This window comes from Streptomonospora alba (genome assembly GCF_000826685.1).
Classification (GTDB): Bacteria; Actinomycetota; Actinomycetes; order Streptosporangiales; family Streptosporangiaceae; genus Streptomonospora; species Streptomonospora alba.
On the sequence record NZ_JROO01000007.1, the window covers coordinates 24,227 to 44,254 of the forward strand.

Below are 20,028 nucleotides of genomic sequence, written 5' to 3' on the forward strand. Positions count from 1 at the left end.
TGCGCCGAAAGCAGCGGTTCCGTGCAGTGCGTGATCGGACCTCCCGGCGGAATCAGCAAGGGGGACCGGTTGTTGGCACCTACATCACTACCCGGCAGGTCAGGTCCGGAACACGCCGCGGCGGGATCCGGACAGCGCTGGAGATCGGGACGAGCACGAGGAGAGTAAAGGCAGGTCAATGCCTACTGCTACCGCTGAGTTCGTTGAAGCTCGCGCGGGCGATTGGCCGCCCGGCGATGTGCCCTCCGGCGGTGCGGCGTCGTATCGTGAGGCTACGGTTGCCCCACGGGAGGCCAGCACAAGGAGGCAGGCGGGCTTGAATCAGAGCCAGGAGACACTCGACGAGCAGTCGGCTCGGTTCGAGCGGGACGTGCTCCCGTACTTGGACCAGCTTTATTCGGCGGCGTTGCGCATGACCCGCAACCCCTCCGATGCCGAGGATCTCGTCCAGGAGACGTTCGCGAAGGCGTTCGGTTCGTTCCACCAGTTCAAGCAGGGAACGAACCTCAAGGCCTGGCTGTATCGGATCCTCACCAACACGTTCATCAACTCCTACCGCAAGAAGCAGCGCGAGCCCAAGCAGGCGGGTACCGAGGACGTCGAAGACTGGCAGCTCGCCCAGGCCGCGGCACACTCCTCGTCCGGGCTGAAGTCGGCCGAGGCGGAGGCGCTGGAGCACCTGCCCGACACCGACGTCAAGCGCGCCTTGCAGGACCTGCCCGAGGACTTCCGCATAGCCGTCTATCTCGCCGATGTCGAGGGCTTCGCCTACAAGGAGGTCGCCGAGATCATGGAGACCCCGATAGGCACGGTGATGTCTCGGCTGCACCGCGGCAGGCGGCAGCTGCGCTCGATGCTGGAGGACTACGCGCAGGAGCGCGGCATCCTGGAATCGGCGGACGGCGAGGGCATCGCGGTACAGGCGTCCAACAGCGGGTCGAGTCGGAGGGACCAGCGATGAGCTGCGGAGGAGAGCACGCTACCCCGTGTAGTGAGGTGCTGGCGAAGGTCTACTCCTACATCGACGGGGAGCTCGAAGAGGGCAACTGCGCCGATATCCGCGCCCACCTCGACGAGTGCGGCCCCTGCCTGGCGGAGTACGGCCTGGAGGAGGTCGTCAAGAAGCTGGTGGCCAAGCACTGCGGTGCCGATCCGGTACCGGGCGACCTGCGATCCAAGGTGCTGCACCGGCTTGAGGCGGCCCGCGCCGACCTGCAGGTGCGTGAAGGCGCGGAGGCCGAGTAGGCCCCGCGGACCGGGGCGCGGGCGCCCGGCAGCCCGCGGAACCCGACAACGCGGTCGAAATTCGGAGAAGTTCGGTGAACATCGGCGAACACGTCGTGTATTCATGAAAGACCGCATAATCAGTTGATTCGTGAGGATTCCGGCGGCCGTGGAAACGGTCGTCGGTTCTTTCGTTCCGCAGGGCACCGGCGATAACGGTCGTCCGGGAACCGGGGGCGAGGGACTGCGCCCCGGGTTTCGGACGGCCGGTGCTCCTGGGCGTGCGGACGGGGTGCGCCGACACGCCCGGATCCTCGTGTCTTCAGGTCAAAAAAAGGTCGCATTCTGTTGTAGACGATATACGGAATTCGGTGCACGTTCGATGACAGTGCGTGATCGCTCGTGGTGAGAAGCGGGCTTCAGTGGCCGGAGACCTCTGGTTGTGCGGCTCGAATCAGCGTGGGGGCTCGGCGTTCACATGATTTCAGAGAGTAACCGGAGTGACTACGAGTCAACTTAGAAATTCCGTAATCCGAAAAACAAGTGTCGGCGGCGGGAGGCGCGGCTCCGGCGCATCCGGTCACTGAAATACGAGCCTCCGCGGAGCCCGTTAAACTGGCCGCCATATCCACCGTATTGGGTAATTCGTACGGCGCACCCGGGGGTTCCCGCTCACAGGGGGCAGGAGGGGTGCGCGGACCGGAAAACAGGGGGGCTGCCGTGGGTTGGCTCATTTCCGCAATGGTGCACCAGTCAATCGTGGCGACCGGGATGGCCACAGGGATGCTGGCCTGCGCGAACGGGTGGTGCTGGTGGTAGAACGGAATCGATGAAACCATGGCGGTTCGGTCGGCTTTGGGGTGGGAGGTACCAGAAATTGCGTGCCCTGCCGGGAGCGGCCCGGGTCTACGTCGGGCTCGTGGTCCTCAGCGCCGTCGCCGCGATAGCACTCGGACCGCACGCCGGGATCGAGCCGGCGACGCTGGTACTCGTCGTGGTGCTGTACGTGGTCACCGAGTCGATCAGCACCGCCATGTACAACGGCAAAGCAGGGATCTCGCCGAGCGCAGCGGCGTCGCTGGCCGCCGTCGTCCTCGTCGGACCGGTCGGGGCGGCCGCCGGCGCCCTGTGCGCGGCGCCCTTCGTGCTGCGCCGCCAGAACCTCGTCAAGCGGATGTTCAACGGCGGCCAGCTCGCTCTCGTCGGCTACGCGGCCGGGCACGCCTTCCTGGCCCTCGGCGGCCAGGTGGGCCCGCCCGACCGCGCCGACTTCCCGTGGGTCCTCGTCCCCTTCTGCGCGGCGCTGGGCGTCTACGGAATCGTCAACGCCCTGCTGGTGGGCCTGCTGATGTGGTGCCTGGGCGAGGTCCGCCTGCAGCCCCCGCGCCGGGTCCGCTGGCGGACACTGGCCACGCTGGAGCTGGCGTCGCTGGGCTACGGGATGCTCGGACTGTTCATCGCCGTGGTGTGGGGCGTCATCGGGGCGCCGGCGATACTGCTCGTGCTGCTGCCGCTGTTCATCGCCCGCTGGGCCTTCGACCAGTGCATCGCCGAGCAGCGCGCGCACGAGGCCACCCTGGCCACGCTGTGCCAGGCCGTCGAGACCAAGGACTACTACACGCGCGGGCACTGCATGCGCGTGTCCAAGGGCGCGGGCATGATCGCCCAGCAGCTGGGCATGCCCGCCGAGCGGGTGCAGACCATCCGCTACGCCGGCATGCTGCACGACGTCGGCAAGCTGGGCGTGCCGACCAAGGTCCTGCAGAAGCCGGACAAGCTCACCGAGGAGGAGTTCGCGGCGATCCAACTGCACCCCATGCGCGGCTATGAGATCGTCCGCGAGATCGGCTTCCTGGACGAGGCCCTCGGCGGGATCATGCACCACCACGAGCGCATGGACGGGAGCGGTTACCCGATGGGCCTGGCCGGCACCGACATCCCGGAGTTCGGCAGGATCATCTCCGTCGCCGACGCCTTCGACTGCATGACCTCCACGCGCTCCTACCGCAAGGCGCGCAGCATCGAAGAGGCCTTCGCCGAGCTGCGGCGCGGCGCGGGCACCCAGTTCGACCCGACGATGGTGGCGGCCCTGATAACCGCGGTCGACCGCGACGGCTGGGAGCTGCCCGACGCCGTCGAGCCGCCCGGCGACGGCTCCGCCGTGGTGGCCCAGCAGGACCACGACGACCCCAGCGTGCCGTTGCGCGTTGTGCGGGAGGCCGAACGGTGATCACCGAGGAGTTCTACGCCATGCGCGCCCCGCGCCGAGCGGGAGCCTGGCGGATGCTCGACGAGCCTGTGCGCGTGCTTGTGATCGCCGTGGCGGCGGTCTTCGCGGCGGGCTCGCTGCTGTGGACGCTGGTCAGCGGGTTCGTCGAGGGGCAGACGGCGCTGGCCTTCGGCGTGCTGATCGCACTGGGCGAGCTGGCACGCATCACACTGCCGGGCAACCGCGAGGTCGCGCCCGTGGCGTCGGCCGGTGCCATCGGCTACACGTTCCTGCTCACCATCGGCGGCGACACCGTGCACCATTCGGGCTGGCAGGTGCTGGCCGTGGTCACCGTCGGGTTCGCGCTGGGCGAGCTGCCGCACATCGCCGCCGGGCGCAGCCCCGAATGGAGCGACGTCGCGCGCCGGATGCTGGTCATCGTCGTGATCACGCTTGCGTTCCGGCCCTTCGCCGACGTCCTCTCGCCCGGCTCGGCGGACTGGCATTGGTGGCCCGCCCTGCTGCTGATGGCGACACTGGTGCTGGTCGGCTGGCTGACCGACGCCATCACCGCCGCGGCGGTGCGCGCCGAGCGGTTGCGCACCCGCATCACGGTGGCCTTCCGCGACGAGTTGCGCGCCCACGCCGGACTGGGCATGGCCATCGGCTCCTCGGGCATCCTGATCGCCCTGGCCAGCACCATCACCGGCCTGGCGGGGCTGCTGGTGTTCACCGCGCCGCTGCTGGTCACCCAGGTGGCCTTCCGCCGGTTCGCCGAGGTCCGGCTCACCTACCTGCAGACGGTGCGGGCGCTCTCGCGCGTCACCGAGGTCGGCGGCTATGTAGCGCCCGGCCACTCGCGCCGCGTCAGCCGCCTGGCCAAGTCCATCGGCTGCGAGCTGGGCATGCGGGAGTCCGACCTGCTGGAGCTGGAGTACGCCGCGCTGATGCACGACATCGGACAGCTCTCGCTGCGCGACCCCGTCGCCAGCGGCGCCACCGTGTTCGCACTGCCGCGCGAGCAGCGGCGCATCGCCGAGCTCGGGTCCGCGGTGATCCGCGAGACCGGAGTGCTCGACTCCGTGGCCGAACTGGTGCGCCGCCAGTGCGAGCCCTACGCGGGCGACGGCGACGACGGGCCGCCGCCGCTGGGCAGCCGGGTCATCAAGGTCGCCAACGCGGTGGACGACCTCGCCGGCGAGGCGGCCGACACCGAGCGCGTCCAAGCGGTGCTGGAGCGCCTGCGCATGGACGGATTCGGCGAGTACGACCCCGAGGTGGTCGAGGCGGCCGCGCGGGCGATCGAGCGCGCCGTAGCCCGGTGGTGAGGCGGCGCCCCGCTTTCCGGTGGCCGCTGCCGTAAGACCGGCGCTTTTTCGGGTAGGCGTCCCCGCGTCGTCCGAGTCGACGGACGTTCGACGGAATCGGGGGGAACGATGGCCGAGATCCGCGCCGAGATGGTCGCCAACGTGTTCAAGGTGACCGCGCATCCGGGAGACGAGCTCGACGACGGCGACACCCTGTTCGTCCTGGAGTCGATGAAGATGGAGATCCCGGTGCGCGCCGAGGATTCCTACCGGGTGGTCAGCGTCGAGGTCGGCGAGGGCGACGTCGTCCAGGAGGGCGACCTGCTCGCCGTCGTCGAGTAGCGCCGCGGGGCGGGCGGGCCGCCGCCTCCCGGCGTGGACGTCCCCGGCAGACGGGTGCCGCGCCGCTAGCATGGGCCGCCGTGATCACCGAAGGACTGCATGGCAGCGCCGACCTGCAGGTCGGCGCCCAGGACACCGCACTCGCGCTGGGCAGCGGCGAGGCCGAGGTGCTCGGCACGCCCCGCGTGCTGGCGCTGGCGGAGGCGGCCACCGTCGCCGCCACGGCCGGCGAGCTTGAGCGGGGCAGTACCACCGTGGGCACCGAGATCGCCCTCTCCCATCTGGCCGCCTCGGCCGTGGGAGCCCGGGTGCGCGCCGAGGCGCACCTGCGCCGAGTCGACGGGCGGCGGCTGTTCTTCGATGTCACCGTCGCGCAGCAGGACGGCGGCGCCGAACTCGCCCGGGGCACCGTCGAGCGCGTCGTCGTCGACCGAACCCGCTTCACGGCCGCGGCGCGGTCCTGACGCCGCGGCCGCCTCGGGTCCTGTCAGACGCCCATCGTCTTGCGGGGGTAGACGTTCTCGGGGTCGGTGGCGATGTTGACCATGTAGGGCACGCCCGAGTCGAAGGCGCGGCGCAGGGCCGGGGCGATCTGGCCGGGGTCGGTGACCAGTTCGCCGCCGCCGCCCAGGGCGCGCACCACCTCGTCGTAGCGGGTCTGCGGGGCGAGTTCGGCGGCGACGTCGTAGCCGTAGAGCATCTGCATGGGCGCCTTCTCCAGGCCCCAGATGCCGTTGTTGCCGCACACCATCACCACAGGGAGCCGGTGGCGCACGAGGGTGTCGACGTCCATGAGGGAGAATCCGGCGGCGCCGTCGCCCATCAGGGTCACCACCTGCGAGGACGGGCGCGCCAGCCGGGCGGCGATGGAGTAGCCCATGGCCGTGCCCAGGCAGCCGAAGGGGCCGGGGTCGAGCCACTGCCCGGGGTGCTTGGGCTCGACGTACTTGCCGGCGTAGGAGACGAAGTCGCCGCCGTCGCCGATGACCACTGCGTCGTCGTCCAGGATCCGGTTGAGCTCGCCGTAGATGCGCGCCGGGTGGACGGGGGTGTCGCCGCTGGCCAGCACGTCGGCGTCGGAGGCCGCCGCGGCCGTGGCCGCCTCGGTGATCTCCTGCCGCCAGCTCCGGGCGGAGGCGGTCGGCGCCGCGGCGTCGGCGATGCCGCGCAGCGCGGCGGACAGGTCCCCCCAGACCGCGGCGGCCGGGGTCATGTGGTCGGTGACCTGCTCGGCGGAGTCGGCGACGTGCACGACCTTGGCGGGCGGAGCGCCGTCCTTGCCGCCGAACAGCCCGTGGCCCAGGCGGAAGTCCAGCGGCGTGCCGACCACGACGACGAGGTCGGCACGGCCCAGGGCGGCGCCGCGTGCCCGGTTGGCCAGCAGCGGGTGCCCGCCCGGCAGCACACCGCGCCCCTGGCCGTTGGTGATGACCGGGATCCCCAGCTCCTCGGCGGCCTCCAGTGCGGTCCGTGCGGCACCGTCGAGCCAGACGTCGGAGCCGAAGACGAGCACCGGCCGCTCGGCCTCGCCGAGCAGCCGTGCGGCCTCGGCGACTCGGCCGGGCTCGGGAGAGCGGTCGGCGCGCTCGGCCGCCCCCTTCAGCTCGGTTTCGGCCTGATCGTAGAGGCGGTCCATGGGCACGTCGAGGAAGACGGGGCCGCGGTGGGCCCCGTTGGCGGTTCTGACGGCTTCGTCCATCGCGGCGCCGATGCCCTCGGTGGCGTGCACGGTCCAGGCGCGCTTGGCCACCGAGTCCAGCAGCGGCGGCTGGTCCAGCTCCTGCAGCAGCCCCTGGCCCCAGCGGCTGTCGGGGGCGCGCCCGCCCACCAGGATCAGCGGCGATCCGCTGAAGCGGGCGGTGGCCACGCCGCTGACGGCGTTGGTCACGCCGGGGCCGGCGGTGACCACGGCCAGGCCCGCGCGGCCGGTGAGCTTGCCGATGCCCTCGGCGGCGAAGACGGCGGTCTGCTCGTGGCGCACGTCGAGCAGCCGCATGGTGGGGTCGGGATTGACCGCGCCGTCGTAGAGCGGGAACACGTGGCCGCCGCTGAGGGTGAACATCGTGTCGATGCCGTGGTGGCGGGCGACCTCGACCGCGTGGGACCCGCCGTGCCCGCTCAGGCGTCCGGCGAAGGGCGGCGGGTCGAAGACCTCAGGCGTGGACATGGCGGAGGAACACTCCTTCGTGGGCAGGCGGGGCGGTCGGTGGCCGACCCGGGGGCTACTGGTCGGTAAGTTACCAGTCGCCGCGTGATGGCGCCCACATTCGCGCGGTGGACCACAGAGACCGGTGGCGGCGCCTCACTCCTCCTCGGGCGGGCGCAGCCGGGTGACGAACTTGTAGCGGTCGCCGCGGTAGAGCGAGCGCACCCACTCCACCGGATGGCCCTCGCCGTCGAAGCTGTGCTGGCAGTGCAGCACCAGCGGCAGACCCACGTCCACACCCAGCAGCCGCGCCTCGTTGGGCGTGGCCAGCACGGTTTCGATGGTGGCCTCGGCCTCGACCAGGCGGACGTCGTAGGCGCTCGCCAGCGCCTCGTACAGCGACGCGTAGCGGTCCAGCTGGCGGCGCAGCCCCGGAAAGCGCCGCGCAGCCAGGTGCGCGGTCTCGACGGCCATCGGCTCGCCGTTGGCCAGCCGCAGCCGCTCGATGCGCAGTACGCGCCCGCCCGAGCGGATCGCCAGCAGCTCGGCAAGCTGGTCGTCGGCGTTGATGTAGCTGACGTCGAGGATCCGCGTGGCAGGGTGGAGCCCGTGGGAGCGCATCTCCTGGGTGTAGCTGGTCAACTGCAGCACCTGGGCCACCTTCGGCTTGGCGACGAAGGTCCCCTTGCCCTGGATGCGCAGCAGCCGGCCCTCGACCACCATCTCCGTCAGCGCCTGGCGCACCGTGGTGCGCGAGGTGCTGAACTGGGCCGCGAGCGCACGCTCGGGCGGTACCGGGTTGCCGGCGGGCATGGCCTCTATGAGCTCCAGAAGCAGTTTCTTGACCTGGTAGTACTTCGGAACTCGGTGCCCGTCTTCGAGCGTTCGCTGACCCGTCACGTCGGACTCCTCCACCGCTTCCCCGGTCGCTATTGGTGTGGACCACTGGTCGAGTGCGTTCTTATGAGTATGCCTGCAACCGTGGGATGATTTGTGAGTGCCTCACCTCAGCGATCTCATCCGACGCTATACGGCGCTGAAGACGGCGGATCTGGAGTGGTTCCACTCGCTGGTCTCCGACTGGCAGCTGCTGGCCGACCTCTCCTTCGCCGATCTGGTGCTGTGGGTGCGCCTGCGCGACGACAGCGGCTGGGTGGCCGTGTCCCAGATGCGCCCCACCACCGGCCCCACCGCCTTCCAGGACGACCTGGTCGAGACAGTGCTGCGCGACGGGGCCGCCGAGCCCCCCGGCGACTCGGCGCCGTCCCGGCTCTCGGGGCGGCATACGCTCATCGACCGCGCCTGGGACGAAGGGCGCATCTGCCGTGAGGGCGATCCCGACTGGTCGGGCGGGGTGCCGGTGCGCGAGGAGACGATCCCGGTGCGCCGCGACGGCAAGCTCATCGGCGTCATCCAGCGCAGCACCAACCTCAGTTCGGCGCGCACCCCCAGCCGGCTGGAGCTGACCTACCTGCAAAGCGCCAGCGACCTGGCGCAGATGATCAGCGAGGGCGCGTTCCCCTTCAACGACCAGGGGCCGCTGATGGTGCGCTCGCCGCGGGTCGGCGACGGCCTGCTGCGGCTGGACCAGAACGGGGAGGTCGTCTACGCCAGCCCCAACGCGCTGTCGGCCTACCGCAGGCTCGGGCTCACCGCCGACCTGGTGGGCGCGCGCCTGGACCGCACCACCTTGGACCTCGCCGCCCTCGGCGACGCCCGCGACGAGTCGCTGACCTGGACCGCGGGCGGGCGCGTACCGCAGGAGGCCGAGGTCGAGGGCCGCGGGTCGACCATCCAGCTGCGTTCGATCCCGCTGGTGGTGGGCGGAGTGCGCATCGGCGCGCTGGTCATGGTGCGCGACGTGACCGAGCTGCGCCGCCGCGAGCGCGAGCTGATGACCAAGAACGCCACCATCCGCGAGATCCACCACCGGGTGAAGAACAATCTCCAGACGGTCGCGGCGCTGCTGCGGCTGCAGTCGCGGCGGCTGGGCGTCCCCGAGGGACGCGCCGCCTTGGACGAGGCGGTGCGCAGGGTCGGCTCGATCGCGATCGTGCACGAGATGCTCTCCCACACCCCCGACGAGGTGGTGGACTTCGACGACATCGCCGACCGCGTCATCGAGATGGCGGCGGAGATCTCCTCGACGGAGGGGCCGGTGATGCCGCGCCGGACGGGGCAGTTCGGGCTGCTCTCGGCGCTGGTGGCCACTCCGCTGTCCATGGTGCTGGCCGAGCTGGTGCAGAACGCCGTCGAGCACGGGCTGCGCTACGGGCCGGGCAGCATCGAGGTGCGCGCGCACCGCCACGACGCTCCGTCGGGCCAGGAGGAGAACGGGGGGCGCCTGGTGGTCGAGGTGACCGACGACGGCGGCGGGCTGCCCCCGGACTTCGACGTCGAGAGCACCGCGAGCCTGGGCCTGCAGATCGTCCGCACGCTCATCACCAGCGAACTGGGGGGATCGCTGGAGATCAAGCCGCAGGAGCGCGGCGGCACCAAGGTCGCGATCGAGTTGCCGGTCGAGCGGAGTTTCGAGCCGTACGCCTGAACGAAGGCGGCGCCGGGAGGGGGCCGGCCGCGCGGCCGGACCGGCAGCGGCGGGCGGCGGAGCGGCGCAGAGAAGGAAGGAGCGGCCGGCGGGGCGCGCGGCGCCGTGGAGAGGGACGGGCGCGTCGCGCGGAGCGCGGGCGGGAAGGTGCGGGCAGCGGATGCGGCGACCGACGGCGCCGAGCGTAGCGTGCCTGCTCAGGGGCAGGGGGCCGGTGCGGCTTTCGCCGAGGTCGCGGCGCGGAGAAAGCGGCCCGGCCCCGCTCCGCAATCCCGGGGGCGCGGTGCCCGGGCGGAGCGGGCCGTGCGATGCTTGGGCCGTGGAGTCAGAGCGAGGGACGCGCCATGGCGACAGGCGTGCGGCGGCGCTTGAGTGCGCGGCGCTCGTCCTCGCTCATGCCGCCCCACACACCGCCGTCCTGGCCGGTCTCCAGAGCCCAGCGGAGGCACGCGGTGCTGACCGGACACTCCCGGCACACCTCTTTCGCCTCTTCGATCTGGATGAGGGCCGGGCCGTGGTTCCCGATCGGGAAGAACAGCTCGGGATCCTCGTCTCGGCAGGCGGCGTGGTTACGCCAGTCCATGCGGATCACTCCTCACGGTGAGGGAAGCGTGCGCTTTGTGAACGAATTCACTAAGTCGGCGGCGACCAGGCGCTTGTCATCGTTGACTCCCGGTCCGACGTGCGCCCGTGCTCCCGGGCGCCCAGGGGTCCGCTGATCCGGCGGAGCCGCGCCGTGCTCCCTGACCTCGGAATCTCCCTTTTACTCGCCCGTAACGTGCGGCGACACATTTGAGCGTGACAGCATTGATCGGCCCATGCAAGGGCGCTCGAAAGTGAACCAGCGCACCGCCGTGTCGTGTGCGTCACAGGCGTTATCACCTGGTTGTTTTCCGCGCCGTTAACCGATGATTCGTAATGCCTTCGGTATGGATTCGAGATTGACTCGTTTTCGGTGTCCGAGGTATTCGCCGTCGATCTGGAATGCGCGCGGAGTGCGGGACGTGATGGTTATCGCGCTCTGATCGTGCCACGAGACGTAGCCCGCTCCGCTGGGCGGAACGCCCCGGTGCGAGAGCATCCGGCGCAGCAGTTGGGCGGTGCGGGCGGTGCGCATCTGGGTGAGCGCGAACAGGTCCAGGCCCAGCCCGAACCGCGAGCGCGGCGTGGGCTGCACCGGCACCGAACCGGCGTAGGTCCACGGCGTGGTGTTCGTGACCAGTGCGAAGTACAGGTCCTGGACGGTCTCCCGTCCGGGGGCGTCGATGCGCAGCGACGGCAGATTGGCGTCGCCGCGCAGGAACATCTTCAGTGCGACGGAGATGTAGAGCCCGGGGGACGCCCGTCGCCCGCTGCGGCGCAGCCTGTCGACCTCGTGCACCACGTCGGCGTCCCAGCCGAAGCCTGCGCAGAAGGTGAAGTACCTGTCGTCCTCGTCGCTGCGCAGCCGCCCCAGACCGACCGAGCGGTCCTCGCCGTTGCGCGCCGCCTCCAGCATCGCCCCGGTGGCCTCGATGGGGTCGGTCGGCTGGCCCAGCGCCCGCACGAAGACGTTGGCGCTGCCGCCGGGCAGGGCCGCGAAGCTGGGCCGCTCAAGGTGCTCGGGGGTCGACAGCAGACCGTTGACGACCTCGTTCACCGTCCCGTCGCCGCCGAGGCTGATGACCAGCTCGTAGCCCGCGTCCGCCGCCTGCCGCGCGAGTTCGCGGGCGTGGTCGCGGTACTCGGTCTGGGCGACGTCCAGTTCCATCTCACGGGCGATCGCACCGACGAGTACGTCGCGGGAACGGGGCGTGGTGGTGGTCGCCTGGGGGTTGACGATGAACAGGGCGCGCACGCGGCCCAGTCTAGGGCTCGCCCTCCGCAGTCGGGGCGTCGGCCCCTGCGCGCGCCGATTCCCGTTGATCTTGTACTTACGGTTACGGAACATCGATTTCAGTGACCGTAAGTACAAGATCAACAGTGATATGCCCGGCTCTGTGCATGCGCAGGGGCGGGATAAGCTCGAAACGTGTCTGCACGTCCGCTCACCATCACGCTCGCCGCGGCGGTCCAAGCCCTGGTCGCGGCCGCGGTCGCCGCCGGAGGCTGCTACGCCCTCGTGGGCACTCTGCTCGGCCGCGCCGCCGACGCGGGCTCGGCCGTCCCGCTGGCCGCCTTCGCGCTGCTGGCCGCGGCGGCCGCAGGCTACTGCGCATGGGGGCTGTTCCGGTTGTACGACTGGGCGCGCACGCCGGTCGTGCTGACCCACATCTTCGTGCTTGTGGTGGCCTACTACATGTTCACCAGCGGACAGTACGCCGCCTGCGCGGTCATGGTGGCCGCGGCGGCCGCGGGCCTGGCGCTGGTGCTGGCGCCTTCCACCACCGCCACCCTGTTCCCCGAGGGCGGTGTGCGCCGCGGCGGCTCCGACAGCGGCGGGTAGCGCCGCCGGAGCCGCCGGGTGCTCAGTCGTCGGTGGTCAGCGCGTAGCGCAGCTGAGCCAGCGTGCGCGCGAGCAGCCGCGAAACGTGCATCTGCGAGATCCCCAGCTCTTGAGCGATCTGCGACTGGGTCATGTTGCCGAAGAAGCGCAGCAGCAGGATCCGCTTCTCGCGCGGCGGCAGCTGCTCCAGCAAGGGCTTGAGCGACTCCCGGTACTCCACGCCCTCCAGGGAGTCGTCGACGATTCCCAGCGAGTCGGCCACCGCGGGGGCGTCCTCGTCGCCGCTGTCGGGGGCGTCCAGCGACACGGTGGAGTAGGCGTTGGCCGACTCCAGGCCCTCCAGCACCTCCTCCTCGGACATCCCGAGGTGCTCGGCGAGCTCGTGGACGGTGGGCGCACGACCCTCCCGCTGGGAGAGGTCGCTGACGGCCTTGGTCAGCGACAGCTTCAGCTCCTGCAGCCGGCGCGGCACGCGCACCGCCCAGCCCTTGTCGCGGAAGTGCCGCTTGATCTCGCCGACGATGGTGGGTGTGGCGTAGGTGGAGAACTCCACGCCGCGGTCCAGGTCGAACCGGTCGATCGACTTGATCAGCCCGATGGTGGCGACCTGGGTGAGGTCGTCGAGCCACTCGCCGCGGTTGCGGAAGCGCCGTGCCAGGTACTCGACCAGGGGCAGGTGGAGCTCGACAAGTTCGTCGCGGATGCGCTGCCGTTCGGGAGCGTCCTCAGGAAGCTCGCTCAGGCGTTCGAACAACTCGCGCGCACGGGCGCGGTCAGGCACCGCGTGCTCCGTCTTCGCCGTCAGAGCGGGCCCCCTCTCGCTCACGCCGTCTCCGCCACGCCGCGCCGTTTGTGCAGCACGATGGAGACGCGGTCGTCAGGGCCGGCGTCGGCGTCGACCTCTCCGGCCAGGGCCGACAGGACGGTCCAGGCGAAGGTGTCGCGCGCGGGGAGCCGGCCGTCGGCCGTCAGCACCGAGACGGAGATGCGCATCCCGTCGCCGGTGAGTTCGAAGTCGGTGGTCAGGTCGGTGCCCGGCAGTGCCTGGGTGAGCAGCATTGCGCAGGCCTCGTCGACCCCGATGCGCAGGTCCTCGATCTCGTCGAGGGTGAAGTCCAGTCGGGCCGCCAATCCCGCTGTGGCGGTGCGCAGCACGGACAGGTAAGCGCTGTCGGCCGGCATCCGGACCGTCACAGCGTCGCGAACCTCCGTTGCACCCGGGGTCGGTGCGGCGGTTTCTTCGGTCACGTGCCTCCTCCGGGAAGCGAGATTGCCGCTTGACTGCAATCTATCTTGTTTCGGTCCGCGTCCGGTGCACACGCTTGGCACCGTGTCCCGTTCCGGCTTCCTATCCCTAGTCTCGGACACGCCCGAAAACGGGGGAGGGCCGGGGGCGCGGCGGATGCCGTGCCGATACGCCGCCGGAATCGCTTCGGTATCGGCGGATTCGGCGCCGTCGGATCGCGTCCCACCCGGGCGAGGCGCCCGCTCGAAAGCTCCCTGACCTCTACGGAACCGTGATGTCGGGAGTGCGAAGCGGCCCAAGAAACCCTACGGGGACCGTGCGGGGCCGCTTTCCGCAGAGGCTGCGGCGATGGGGCGCAGCTCGCGCAGCGATCGAGCCGGCTTGCCGCCGAGCGCACACCGAGGCTCTCAAGCGGGGCGTCACACCACAGGACCGGCGCCGATGCGGCCGCACGAGCGATCACACCTTGACGAAGGTTCCCCGTCCCGGGGAGGTCGCGATCAGCCCCTCGTTACCCCATAGCGCGGCCGATGAGTTTGCGGCTCCCGGCCGGTCCAAGCTCGTAACACCCGAGGAAAGGACACGATCATGTCAGAGCTTCTCGTCGACTTCATCACCTCCCTCGACGGCCACGCATCGGGAGAGGGCTGGCCCGGGTGGTGGGGCCTCGAAGGTCCGGAGTACCTCGCATGGGAGAGCAAGCAGCCCGAGGCCACCTACCTGATGGGAGCGAACACCTACCGCCAGATGTCCGGCTTCGCCGCCGGCGAGGTCCCGAATGGCCAAGACGCGTTCAGGGCCGAGGAAGAGGAGTCCGTGGACGAGCTCACGCGAGCGTCCAAGGTGGTGTTCTCCTCCTCACTCGAGGAACCACTCACGTGGGCCAACACGACGCTCGTACGCGGCGACGCCGTCGAGGCAGTCCGCGCGATGAAGGAGAACGGCTCGGGGCTCCTCAGCACGATCGGCAGCCTCAGCCTGTGCCGGTCCCTGCTCAAGGCCGGACTCGTCGACCGCTTCCGGGTCGTGATGTTCCCGGTGATCACCGGGGCCACGGGCGCGGAACGCATCTACGACGGCTATCCGGACGTCGCTCTTGAGATGATCGAGCACCGCACCTTCGACGGCCGCATCCAGTTGGTCGAGTACAAGCCCCGCGTGCTCGAGCACCCGCCGCTCGGCGCCCCTGCGTGACGTCGCCCCGTCCGCCGGTGCGGACCGCCGCCAGGCCGGCGGGCGCGGAGCAAGCTAGAGAAATGGCTGTGCTAAGAGGTCCGCCGGGTAGGTGCGTGTCGGTGATGCAGAACAGGCACGGGCCTCGGTAACAGAAGAGGTGTTCTACACCGTGCTCTTCCCCGAGGTCCTCGTGCCTGCCCTGCCGTCTTCTGACATCGAACCGGACTGGGGCCGGTTCGTCGTGCTGATTCCCGAACCCATCGATACTCATCCGCTGGGCTGCCACAATCCACGCATCCCCGACCGGACCGTGTTCGACAAGCTCGTCCAGGTTCTGGTGCTGGGCGCCTCCTACCGCGAACGACGCGCCCGCGTCATCGGCGCCTTCATCGCTCTCGCCAACGCCGTCATCGTGACCCGACGACTACTGATTGAAGCCTGACCCAACCACCGCTGGGACGACCGGCCGGCCCGTCGACCGTGACCTACCCGCGAAACGCCTTAGCGCGGTACGTCTGCCGGTGCCGCTAAACGACGAAGGTCCCCTTCGCCGGAAGCGTGGTGACCAGACCTCGGTCGCGAAGTTCCTGGATCGCGCGGCGTGCGGTGCCGAGCGCGACGCCGTACTCCTCGGCGAGATCCCGTTCCCCGGGCAGCCGGGCACCGCTGGGAAGCTCGCCGGCGTCTCTCCGCTCGACAATGTGGTCGGCTACAGCCACGTAGACATAGCCGACCTTCGGGACCTCGAACTCTGAAACACCGCTCACGGCATCACCGTAGGACGGTCCTACGCTGCACAGAGGTATGGGTTGCGGCGTAACGCGGTATAGAGCGGTCTGACGCTGTATGATGAGCACGGAGAAACGACAGGACCCCGCGACGGTGGCGGCCGTCCGGGGCCATGGCCTACCAGAGGAGACCTGGCAGACATGAAGATCCTAGTAGCCCTTGTGGCGATCCTCGTCCGGCGTGTTCGGGCGTCCTGCGGCGTTCACGCGCCGCTGTCGCCCGAATCCGACGACCTTCCTCCGCCCGTCCGCCCGGTGCCCGTCGTACGCACGGCCCGCGTCCGCCCGTATGTACGCGAGGCGCCTGCCCGTCCCGCCGAACCTCCGGCCGTCGCCGAGGGCGGCCCCACTCCCGTCGCTCCGTACGTGGCGCGGTGGGAACGCGATCGTGCCGTCGAGCAGGAGACGCGCGGCCGACGCGGCACACCCGTCTTCTGCGAGGCCGCCGGGGGTGTCCGATGATCTACTCGACCGACTGCCACGGCCGCCCCGACGAGGCGCACGCCGACGCGCTCTACGACACGCTGAGCGACGCCCTGAAGGAACGCGGCCAGACGCCCGCCCAGCGGGCGCGCGCCCAGGACAACGCCGACGCCGCCTTCAGCGTGCTGGACGTGTGGCTGCGGTCCGGCGGGGCGTGGCCGACGCCGTGGCGGCGCTGCGCGGGCGGCGAATAGCGGACCGTCGACCCGCACGGCCGGCGGCGCGGGCGGCCCCGGCCGTGCGGGGCGCTACGCCTCTGCGTTCAGATAGCGGCTGAGGACGTCGGCTTCGGCCCGCAGGCGGTCGGCGGCGTCTTCGCGGCCCAGACGGACGTACTCCTGCGCCGAGGCCGAGCGCTCGCTGACCTCGCGCGCGACGACCGCGTGGACGTCGGACTCGGTCAGGACGCGGCGCTCCGCCTCGGCCGCCCCGACGCCCACCGCCGCACCGGCGACGTGTTCGCCGCCGTCGGCGGGAACCGCAGAGTCGACCCCGGAGGACTCGGCGTTCTCGATGGCGGCCAGCGCCGAGCGGAGAGCGGAGGCGGCGACCTTGTCGCGGTTCTTCAGAGCGGCCGTCAGATCGCGCCGCAGATGGGTACGCACACGGCGGAACATAGCCCGCCCAGGCGCGCGAGTCGAACGGTTTCCCCGGCCGCGCGCGGGTCAGGCGCCGCCCTTGGCGCCCAGGTCCCGCAGCGCCTCGCCGTCCAGGCGGAAGACCGTCCACTCGTCCATGGGCGTGGCGCCTAGGGCCGTGTAGAACTCGATGGACGGCGTGTTCCAGTCCAGCACCCACCACTGGAGCCGGTCGTAGCCGCGCTCGACGCAGAGTTCGGCGAGTGCGGTCAGCAGCGCCTTGCCGTAGCCGTGGCCGCGCAGTTCCGGGCGGACGTAAAGGTCCTCCAGGTAGATGCCCGGATTCCCGGTCCAGGTGGAGAAGTTGCGGAACCACAGCGCGAACCCGGCGACGGCGGCGGGACCGCCGCCGTCGGGCGTGTGCTCGGCGATGTGCGCCCCGGCCACGGGGTCGTCGCCGAACAGCGCGTCGTGGAACTGCGCCTCGGTGGCCACGGCCGCCTCGGGCTCCTTCTCGTACTCGGCGAGCTCGCGCACCAGGCGGTGGATGACCGGGACGTCGTCGGGGCGGGCGGGGCGGATCACGGCTTCTCCTCGGCAGGGCGGTCGGCGGCGTGCGAGGCCGCGAAGGCGGCTCAGAGCACCTTGGACAGGAACGACCGGGTGCGGTCGTGCTGAGGGTCCGCCAGCACGCGGCGCGGCTCACCGGACTCCACCACGATGCCTTCGTCCATGAAGACGAGCTTGTCGCCGACCTCGCGGGCGAAGCCCATCTCATGGGTGACCACGACCATGGTCATGCCTTCCTCGGCCAGCCCCTTCATCACGTCCAGCACCTCGCCCACAAGCTCGGGGTCGAGTGCGCTGGTGGGCTCGTCGAACAGCATCAGCCCCGGGCGCATCGCCAGAGCTCGGGCGATGGCCACACGCTGCTGCTGCCCGCCCGACAGCTGGCGCGGGTACTCCCCGGCCTTGTCGGCCAGGCCCACCCGGTCCAGCAGGTCCAGGGCCTCCTTGCGCGCCTCCGAGCGCGGGCGGTGGTTGACGCGGACCGGCGCCTCCAGGAGGTTGCCCAGCACGGTCATGTGCGGGAACAGATTGAAGTTCTGGAAGACCATGCCGATGCCGCGCCGCTGGCGGGCCACCTGGGCGTCGTGCAGTTCGTAGAGCTTGCCGGCGCGCTGCCGGTAGCCCATCAGCTGCCCGTCGACCCACAGCCGCCCAGCGCTGATCTTCTCCAGGTGGTTGATGCAGCGCAGGAACGTGGACTTGCCGGAACCGGAGGGGCCCACCACGCAGCAGACGTCGCCGCGGTGCACCTCCATGTCGATCCCGCGCAGCACTTCCAGGCGGCCGAAGTGCTTGTGCACGTTCTCGGCCACGACCATCGGGTCGTCTCCGAGGCCGGTCGCCGTACCGGCCTCCGCGGTGTTCTGGGTCAACTCGCCGTCCTACTCGCTCTATGCCCTCTGCCCGACGCCGCGCACGCTCGCCGCACTGCGGTTGGAGCGGTTGAAGGCGTGCTCCAGGTAGTACTGGCCCACCATCATCAGACTGGTGATCGCCAGATACCACAGGCAGGCGGCCACCAGCATCGGGAACAGGTTGAAGGTGCGGGCGCCGATCTGCTGCAGCTGGAAGAACAGCTCGGTGGTCAGCGGGATCGCCGATACCAGCGAGGTGTCCTTCATGATCGCCGTGGCCTCGTTGCCGGTCGGCGGGATGATCACCCGCAGAGCCTGGGGCAGGGTGATGCGCCGCAGCACCAGGCCCCGGTTCATGCCCAGCGCCTGCGCGGCCTCGGTCTGGCCCTTGTCGACCGAGAGCAGTCCCGCGCGAACGATCTCGGCCATATAGGCGCCCTGCGACAGCGAGAGCGCGATGACGGCTGCGACGAACGGGCTGAGCAGGGTCTCCATCGGCACGGAGTAGAACCGGGCGCCGTCCTCGAAGCCGAGCAGCGGCAGCCAGTAGTTGTCGAAGGGGATCCCGAACTCGAGCGTCTGGTACAGGATGGCCACGTTGCCGAAGAGCACGCAGAGCACGATGCGCGGCACGGCGCGGAAGAACCAGGTGTAGACCCACGCCACGGTCACCAGGATCGGATTGTCCGACAACCGCATGACGGCGACGAAGATGCCGATCGCGACACCGATCGCCATCGACACGGCAGCCAGGATCACCGTGGTGCGCACACCGATCAGCACCTGTGACGAGAACATCTGCTCGAACAGGAACGGCCAGTCGAACGCGGCGTTGGTGATGAGCATGTGCACGAACATCGCGCACAAGACGACGAGAACGGCCGCCGCGACCCAGCGGCCGGGGTGGCGGACGGGGATCGCCTTGACGGGTTCTGGCGGGGACTGCCCGGCCGGCGCACCGGGGTCGGGGGCCGGCCGGGGGTCGTCGGGAGTTGTGCTCACGTGGTTCTCGGTGCCTTCTAGCCTTCGACGGGCGGACTAGCCTTCGACGGACGGATCGACCTCGGAGGTCTCCAGTGTGCCCTGGCCGTCGAGCTCCCACTTGGCGAGGATCTCGGTGTAGGTGCCGTCGTCCATGATGCTCTGGTAGCCGGCGGAGATCGCCTCGGCGAGTTCGGTGTTCTCCTTGGAGACCACGGCGCCGTAGGGCGCGGCCTCATACTGCTCGCCCAGCGTCTCCAGCTTTCCCTCGGTCTGCTGCACCGCGTAGACGGCGACGGGCATGTCGGCCAGGCCGGCGTCGTTGCGTCCGGAGATGATCGACTCGGTGGCCTGGTCCTGGCCCTTGAACCTGCTGATGTTGATCTCGGGGTCGCCGTTGTCGGCGCACTCCTGGCTGCGGGCCTCGATGTCCTCGACCTGGACCGTGTTCGCCTGGACCGCGACGTTCTTGCCGCAGGCGTTCTCGGGGTCGACGTCGGCGGGATTGCCCTTGGCGGTGAACCACTGCGTGCCCACGGTGTAGTAGCTCACCATGTGGGCCTGCTGCATGCGCTCCTCGTTGATGGTGAAGGAGGAGACGCCCACGTCGTACTTGGCGGTGTCGACGCCCTCGACGATGGTGCCGAACGAGGAGCTCTGCCACTGGGCCTCAAGGTCCAGCTTGGCGGCCACCGCGTTGAACAACTCGACGTCGAAGCCCACGATGCTCTCGCCGTCCTCGGAGAGGTACTCGGCGGGGGCGTAGGTCGAATCGGTGCCGACCTTGAGGGTCCCCTGGTCGCGGAACTGCTGGGGGACCATCTCGGCGAGTTCGGGGACGGCCTCGACCGACGGGGTGGACGTGGCGTCGGCGGCCCCGCCGTCCTGGGAACCCCCTTCACCGCCACCGCCGCCGCAGGCCGAGAGTGCCAGTACGGCGGCGAGTGCGCCGGCGTAGTAGGACCCGCGTCCGAGGCGGGCCGTCGGCGCGGTCAAGTGCTTGAGCACGGCCACGTGTCTCTCCTTCTCATGGGCGAACGGCGTCGGGTGGTCGGCGTTCGCGTCGTCACGCGCTCGGCGAGTAGCCGAACGTGCAGCATAAACGTGAGGATAGCCGTTCGTGCGAACGTGAATATGCCATGGTCGGCGGC

The 20,028-nt window shown here is 70.2% G+C and carries 23 protein-coding genes and 1 pseudogene; 12 read left to right on the plus strand and 12 right to left on the minus strand.

Going from position 1 to position 20,028, the window contains the following annotated elements:
- Nucleotides 1-316: 316 nt before the first annotated feature.
- From LP52_RS04465 to LP52_RS04490, 6 genes are all read left to right on the plus strand, one after another.
- Entirely contained in the window at nucleotides 317-961 is a 645-nt protein-coding gene (locus LP52_RS04465) for a sigma-70 family RNA polymerase sigma factor (RefSeq protein ID WP_040271021.1), read from the plus strand.
- Entirely contained in the window at nucleotides 958-1,245 is a 288-nt protein-coding gene (rsrA, locus tag LP52_RS04470) for a mycothiol system anti-sigma-R factor (RefSeq protein WP_040271023.1), read from the plus strand. The genes LP52_RS04465 and rsrA overlap by 4 nt, the downstream gene beginning before the upstream one ends.
- A gap of 856 nt (nucleotides 1,246-2,101) precedes the next feature.
- Entirely contained in the window at nucleotides 2,102-3,454 is a 1,353-nt protein-coding gene (locus LP52_RS04475; protein ID WP_238580728.1) for an HD-GYP domain-containing protein, read from the plus strand.
- Between the two features lie 20 nt (nucleotides 3,455-3,474).
- A complete protein-coding gene (locus LP52_RS04480; RefSeq protein WP_040271096.1) occupies nucleotides 3,475-4,761 on the plus strand; it encodes an HD-GYP domain-containing protein in 1,287 nt (428 codons plus the stop codon).
- A 108-nt stretch (nucleotides 4,762-4,869) separates the two neighbouring features.
- Nucleotides 4,870-5,082: a biotin/lipoyl-binding carrier protein gene (locus LP52_RS04485; protein ID WP_040271024.1), complete on the plus strand. Its 213-nt coding sequence runs from the start codon at nucleotides 4,870-4,872 to the stop codon at nucleotides 5,080-5,082.
- Nucleotides 5,083-5,162: 80 nt separating this feature from the next.
- Nucleotides 5,163-5,546, plus strand: a complete 384-nt coding sequence (locus tag LP52_RS04490) for a thioesterase family protein (protein ID WP_040271026.1) — start codon at nucleotides 5,163-5,165, stop codon at nucleotides 5,544-5,546.
- Between the two features lie 23 nt (nucleotides 5,547-5,569).
- Here the strand turns inward: LP52_RS04490 and LP52_RS04495 are convergent, their stop codons facing one another.
- Entirely contained in the window at nucleotides 5,570-7,249 is a 1,680-nt protein-coding gene (locus LP52_RS04495) for an acetolactate synthase (RefSeq protein WP_040271028.1), read from the minus strand.
- A gap of 135 nt (nucleotides 7,250-7,384) precedes the next feature.
- The gene (locus LP52_RS04500) at nucleotides 7,385-8,128 is read right to left on the minus strand and encodes a GntR family transcriptional regulator (RefSeq protein WP_040271098.1); all 744 of its coding nucleotides are present in this window, start codon (nucleotides 8,126-8,128) and stop codon (nucleotides 7,385-7,387) included.
- Nucleotides 8,129-8,225: 97 nt separating this feature from the next.
- Between LP52_RS04500 and LP52_RS04505 the strand changes: the two genes are divergently transcribed.
- A complete protein-coding gene (locus LP52_RS04505; protein WP_040271030.1) occupies nucleotides 8,226-9,776 on the plus strand; it encodes a sensor histidine kinase in 1,551 nt (516 codons plus the stop codon).
- A 325-nt stretch (nucleotides 9,777-10,101) separates the two neighbouring features.
- On the opposite strand, the gene LP52_RS04510 is transcribed toward LP52_RS04505, so the two are convergent.
- Together LP52_RS04510 and LP52_RS04515 are read right to left on the minus strand one after the other, a co-directional pair.
- Nucleotides 10,102-10,359, minus strand: a complete 258-nt coding sequence (locus LP52_RS04510) for a WhiB family transcriptional regulator (RefSeq protein WP_040271031.1) — start codon at nucleotides 10,357-10,359, stop codon at nucleotides 10,102-10,104.
- A gap of 318 nt (nucleotides 10,360-10,677) precedes the next feature.
- Nucleotides 10,678-11,613: a diacylglycerol/lipid kinase family protein gene (locus LP52_RS04515; protein ID WP_040271033.1), complete on the minus strand. Its 936-nt coding sequence runs from the start codon at nucleotides 11,611-11,613 to the stop codon at nucleotides 10,678-10,680.
- A gap of 174 nt (nucleotides 11,614-11,787) precedes the next feature.
- On the opposite strand from LP52_RS04515, the gene LP52_RS04520 reads away from it, so the two are divergent.
- Nucleotides 11,788-12,201: a hypothetical protein gene (locus LP52_RS04520; RefSeq protein ID WP_040271034.1), complete on the plus strand. Its 414-nt coding sequence runs from the start codon at nucleotides 11,788-11,790 to the stop codon at nucleotides 12,199-12,201.
- Nucleotides 12,202-12,223: 22 nt separating this feature from the next.
- Here the strand turns inward: LP52_RS04520 and LP52_RS04525 are convergent, their stop codons facing one another.
- Nucleotides 12,224-12,982: an RNA polymerase sigma factor SigF gene (locus tag LP52_RS04525; RefSeq protein ID WP_193789948.1), complete on the minus strand. Its 759-nt coding sequence runs from the start codon at nucleotides 12,980-12,982 to the stop codon at nucleotides 12,224-12,226.
- A gap of 41 nt (nucleotides 12,983-13,023) precedes the next feature.
- Complete coding sequence (locus LP52_RS04530; protein ID WP_040271035.1) at nucleotides 13,024-13,449, minus strand: ATP-binding protein; 426 nt, start codon at nucleotides 13,447-13,449, stop codon at nucleotides 13,024-13,026.
- Nucleotides 13,450-14,035: 586 nt separating this feature from the next.
- Between LP52_RS04530 and LP52_RS04535 the strand changes: the two genes are divergently transcribed.
- A complete protein-coding gene (locus LP52_RS04535) occupies nucleotides 14,036-14,641 on the plus strand; it encodes a dihydrofolate reductase family protein (protein ID WP_040271037.1) in 606 nt (201 codons plus the stop codon).
- Between the two features lie 172 nt (nucleotides 14,642-14,813).
- Nucleotides 14,814-14,978 (plus strand): annotated as a pseudogene (locus LP52_RS26135) (IS5/IS1182 family transposase); the annotation flags it as partial.
- Nucleotides 14,979-15,150: 172 nt separating this feature from the next.
- Here the strand turns inward: LP52_RS26135 and LP52_RS04545 are convergent.
- Nucleotides 15,151-15,390 (minus strand): winged helix-turn-helix domain-containing protein, encoded by a 240-nt coding sequence (locus LP52_RS04545; RefSeq protein WP_040271038.1) that lies wholly within the window; start codon nucleotides 15,388-15,390, stop codon nucleotides 15,151-15,153.
- Between the two features lie 162 nt (nucleotides 15,391-15,552).
- Here LP52_RS04545 and LP52_RS04550 point away from each other — a divergent pair, with 162 nt between their 5' ends.
- Together LP52_RS04550 and LP52_RS04555 are read left to right on the plus strand one after the other, a co-directional pair.
- Entirely contained in the window at nucleotides 15,553-15,873 is a 321-nt protein-coding gene (locus LP52_RS04550) for a hypothetical protein (protein ID WP_157036202.1), read from the plus strand.
- Nucleotides 15,870-16,088, plus strand: coding sequence for a hypothetical protein (locus LP52_RS04555; RefSeq protein ID WP_040271041.1), 219 nt, complete (start codon nucleotides 15,870-15,872; stop codon nucleotides 16,086-16,088). Before LP52_RS04550 ends, LP52_RS04555 begins: the two co-directional genes overlap by 4 nt.
- Before the next feature lie 54 nt (nucleotides 16,089-16,142).
- Here the strand turns inward: LP52_RS04555 and LP52_RS04560 are convergent, their stop codons facing one another.
- The 5 genes from LP52_RS04560 to LP52_RS04580 form a co-directional block, all read right to left on the minus strand.
- Nucleotides 16,143-16,499, minus strand: coding sequence for a GatB/YqeY domain-containing protein (locus LP52_RS04560; protein WP_193789949.1), 357 nt, complete (start codon nucleotides 16,497-16,499; stop codon nucleotides 16,143-16,145).
- A 60-nt stretch (nucleotides 16,500-16,559) separates the two neighbouring features.
- Entirely contained in the window at nucleotides 16,560-17,057 is a 498-nt protein-coding gene (locus LP52_RS04565; protein ID WP_040271044.1) for a GNAT family N-acetyltransferase, read from the minus strand.
- Nucleotides 17,058-17,107: 50 nt separating this feature from the next.
- A complete protein-coding gene (locus tag LP52_RS04570; protein ID WP_084722887.1) occupies nucleotides 17,108-17,860 on the minus strand; it encodes an amino acid ABC transporter ATP-binding protein in 753 nt (250 codons plus the stop codon).
- Between the two features lie 72 nt (nucleotides 17,861-17,932).
- Complete coding sequence (locus LP52_RS04575; protein ID WP_040271048.1) at nucleotides 17,933-18,898, minus strand: amino acid ABC transporter permease; 966 nt, start codon at nucleotides 18,896-18,898, stop codon at nucleotides 17,933-17,935.
- Between the two features lie 36 nt (nucleotides 18,899-18,934).
- A complete protein-coding gene (locus LP52_RS04580; RefSeq protein ID WP_052809423.1) occupies nucleotides 18,935-19,891 on the minus strand; it encodes an ABC transporter substrate-binding protein in 957 nt (318 codons plus the stop codon).
- Nucleotides 19,892-20,028: the final 137 nt, after the last annotated feature.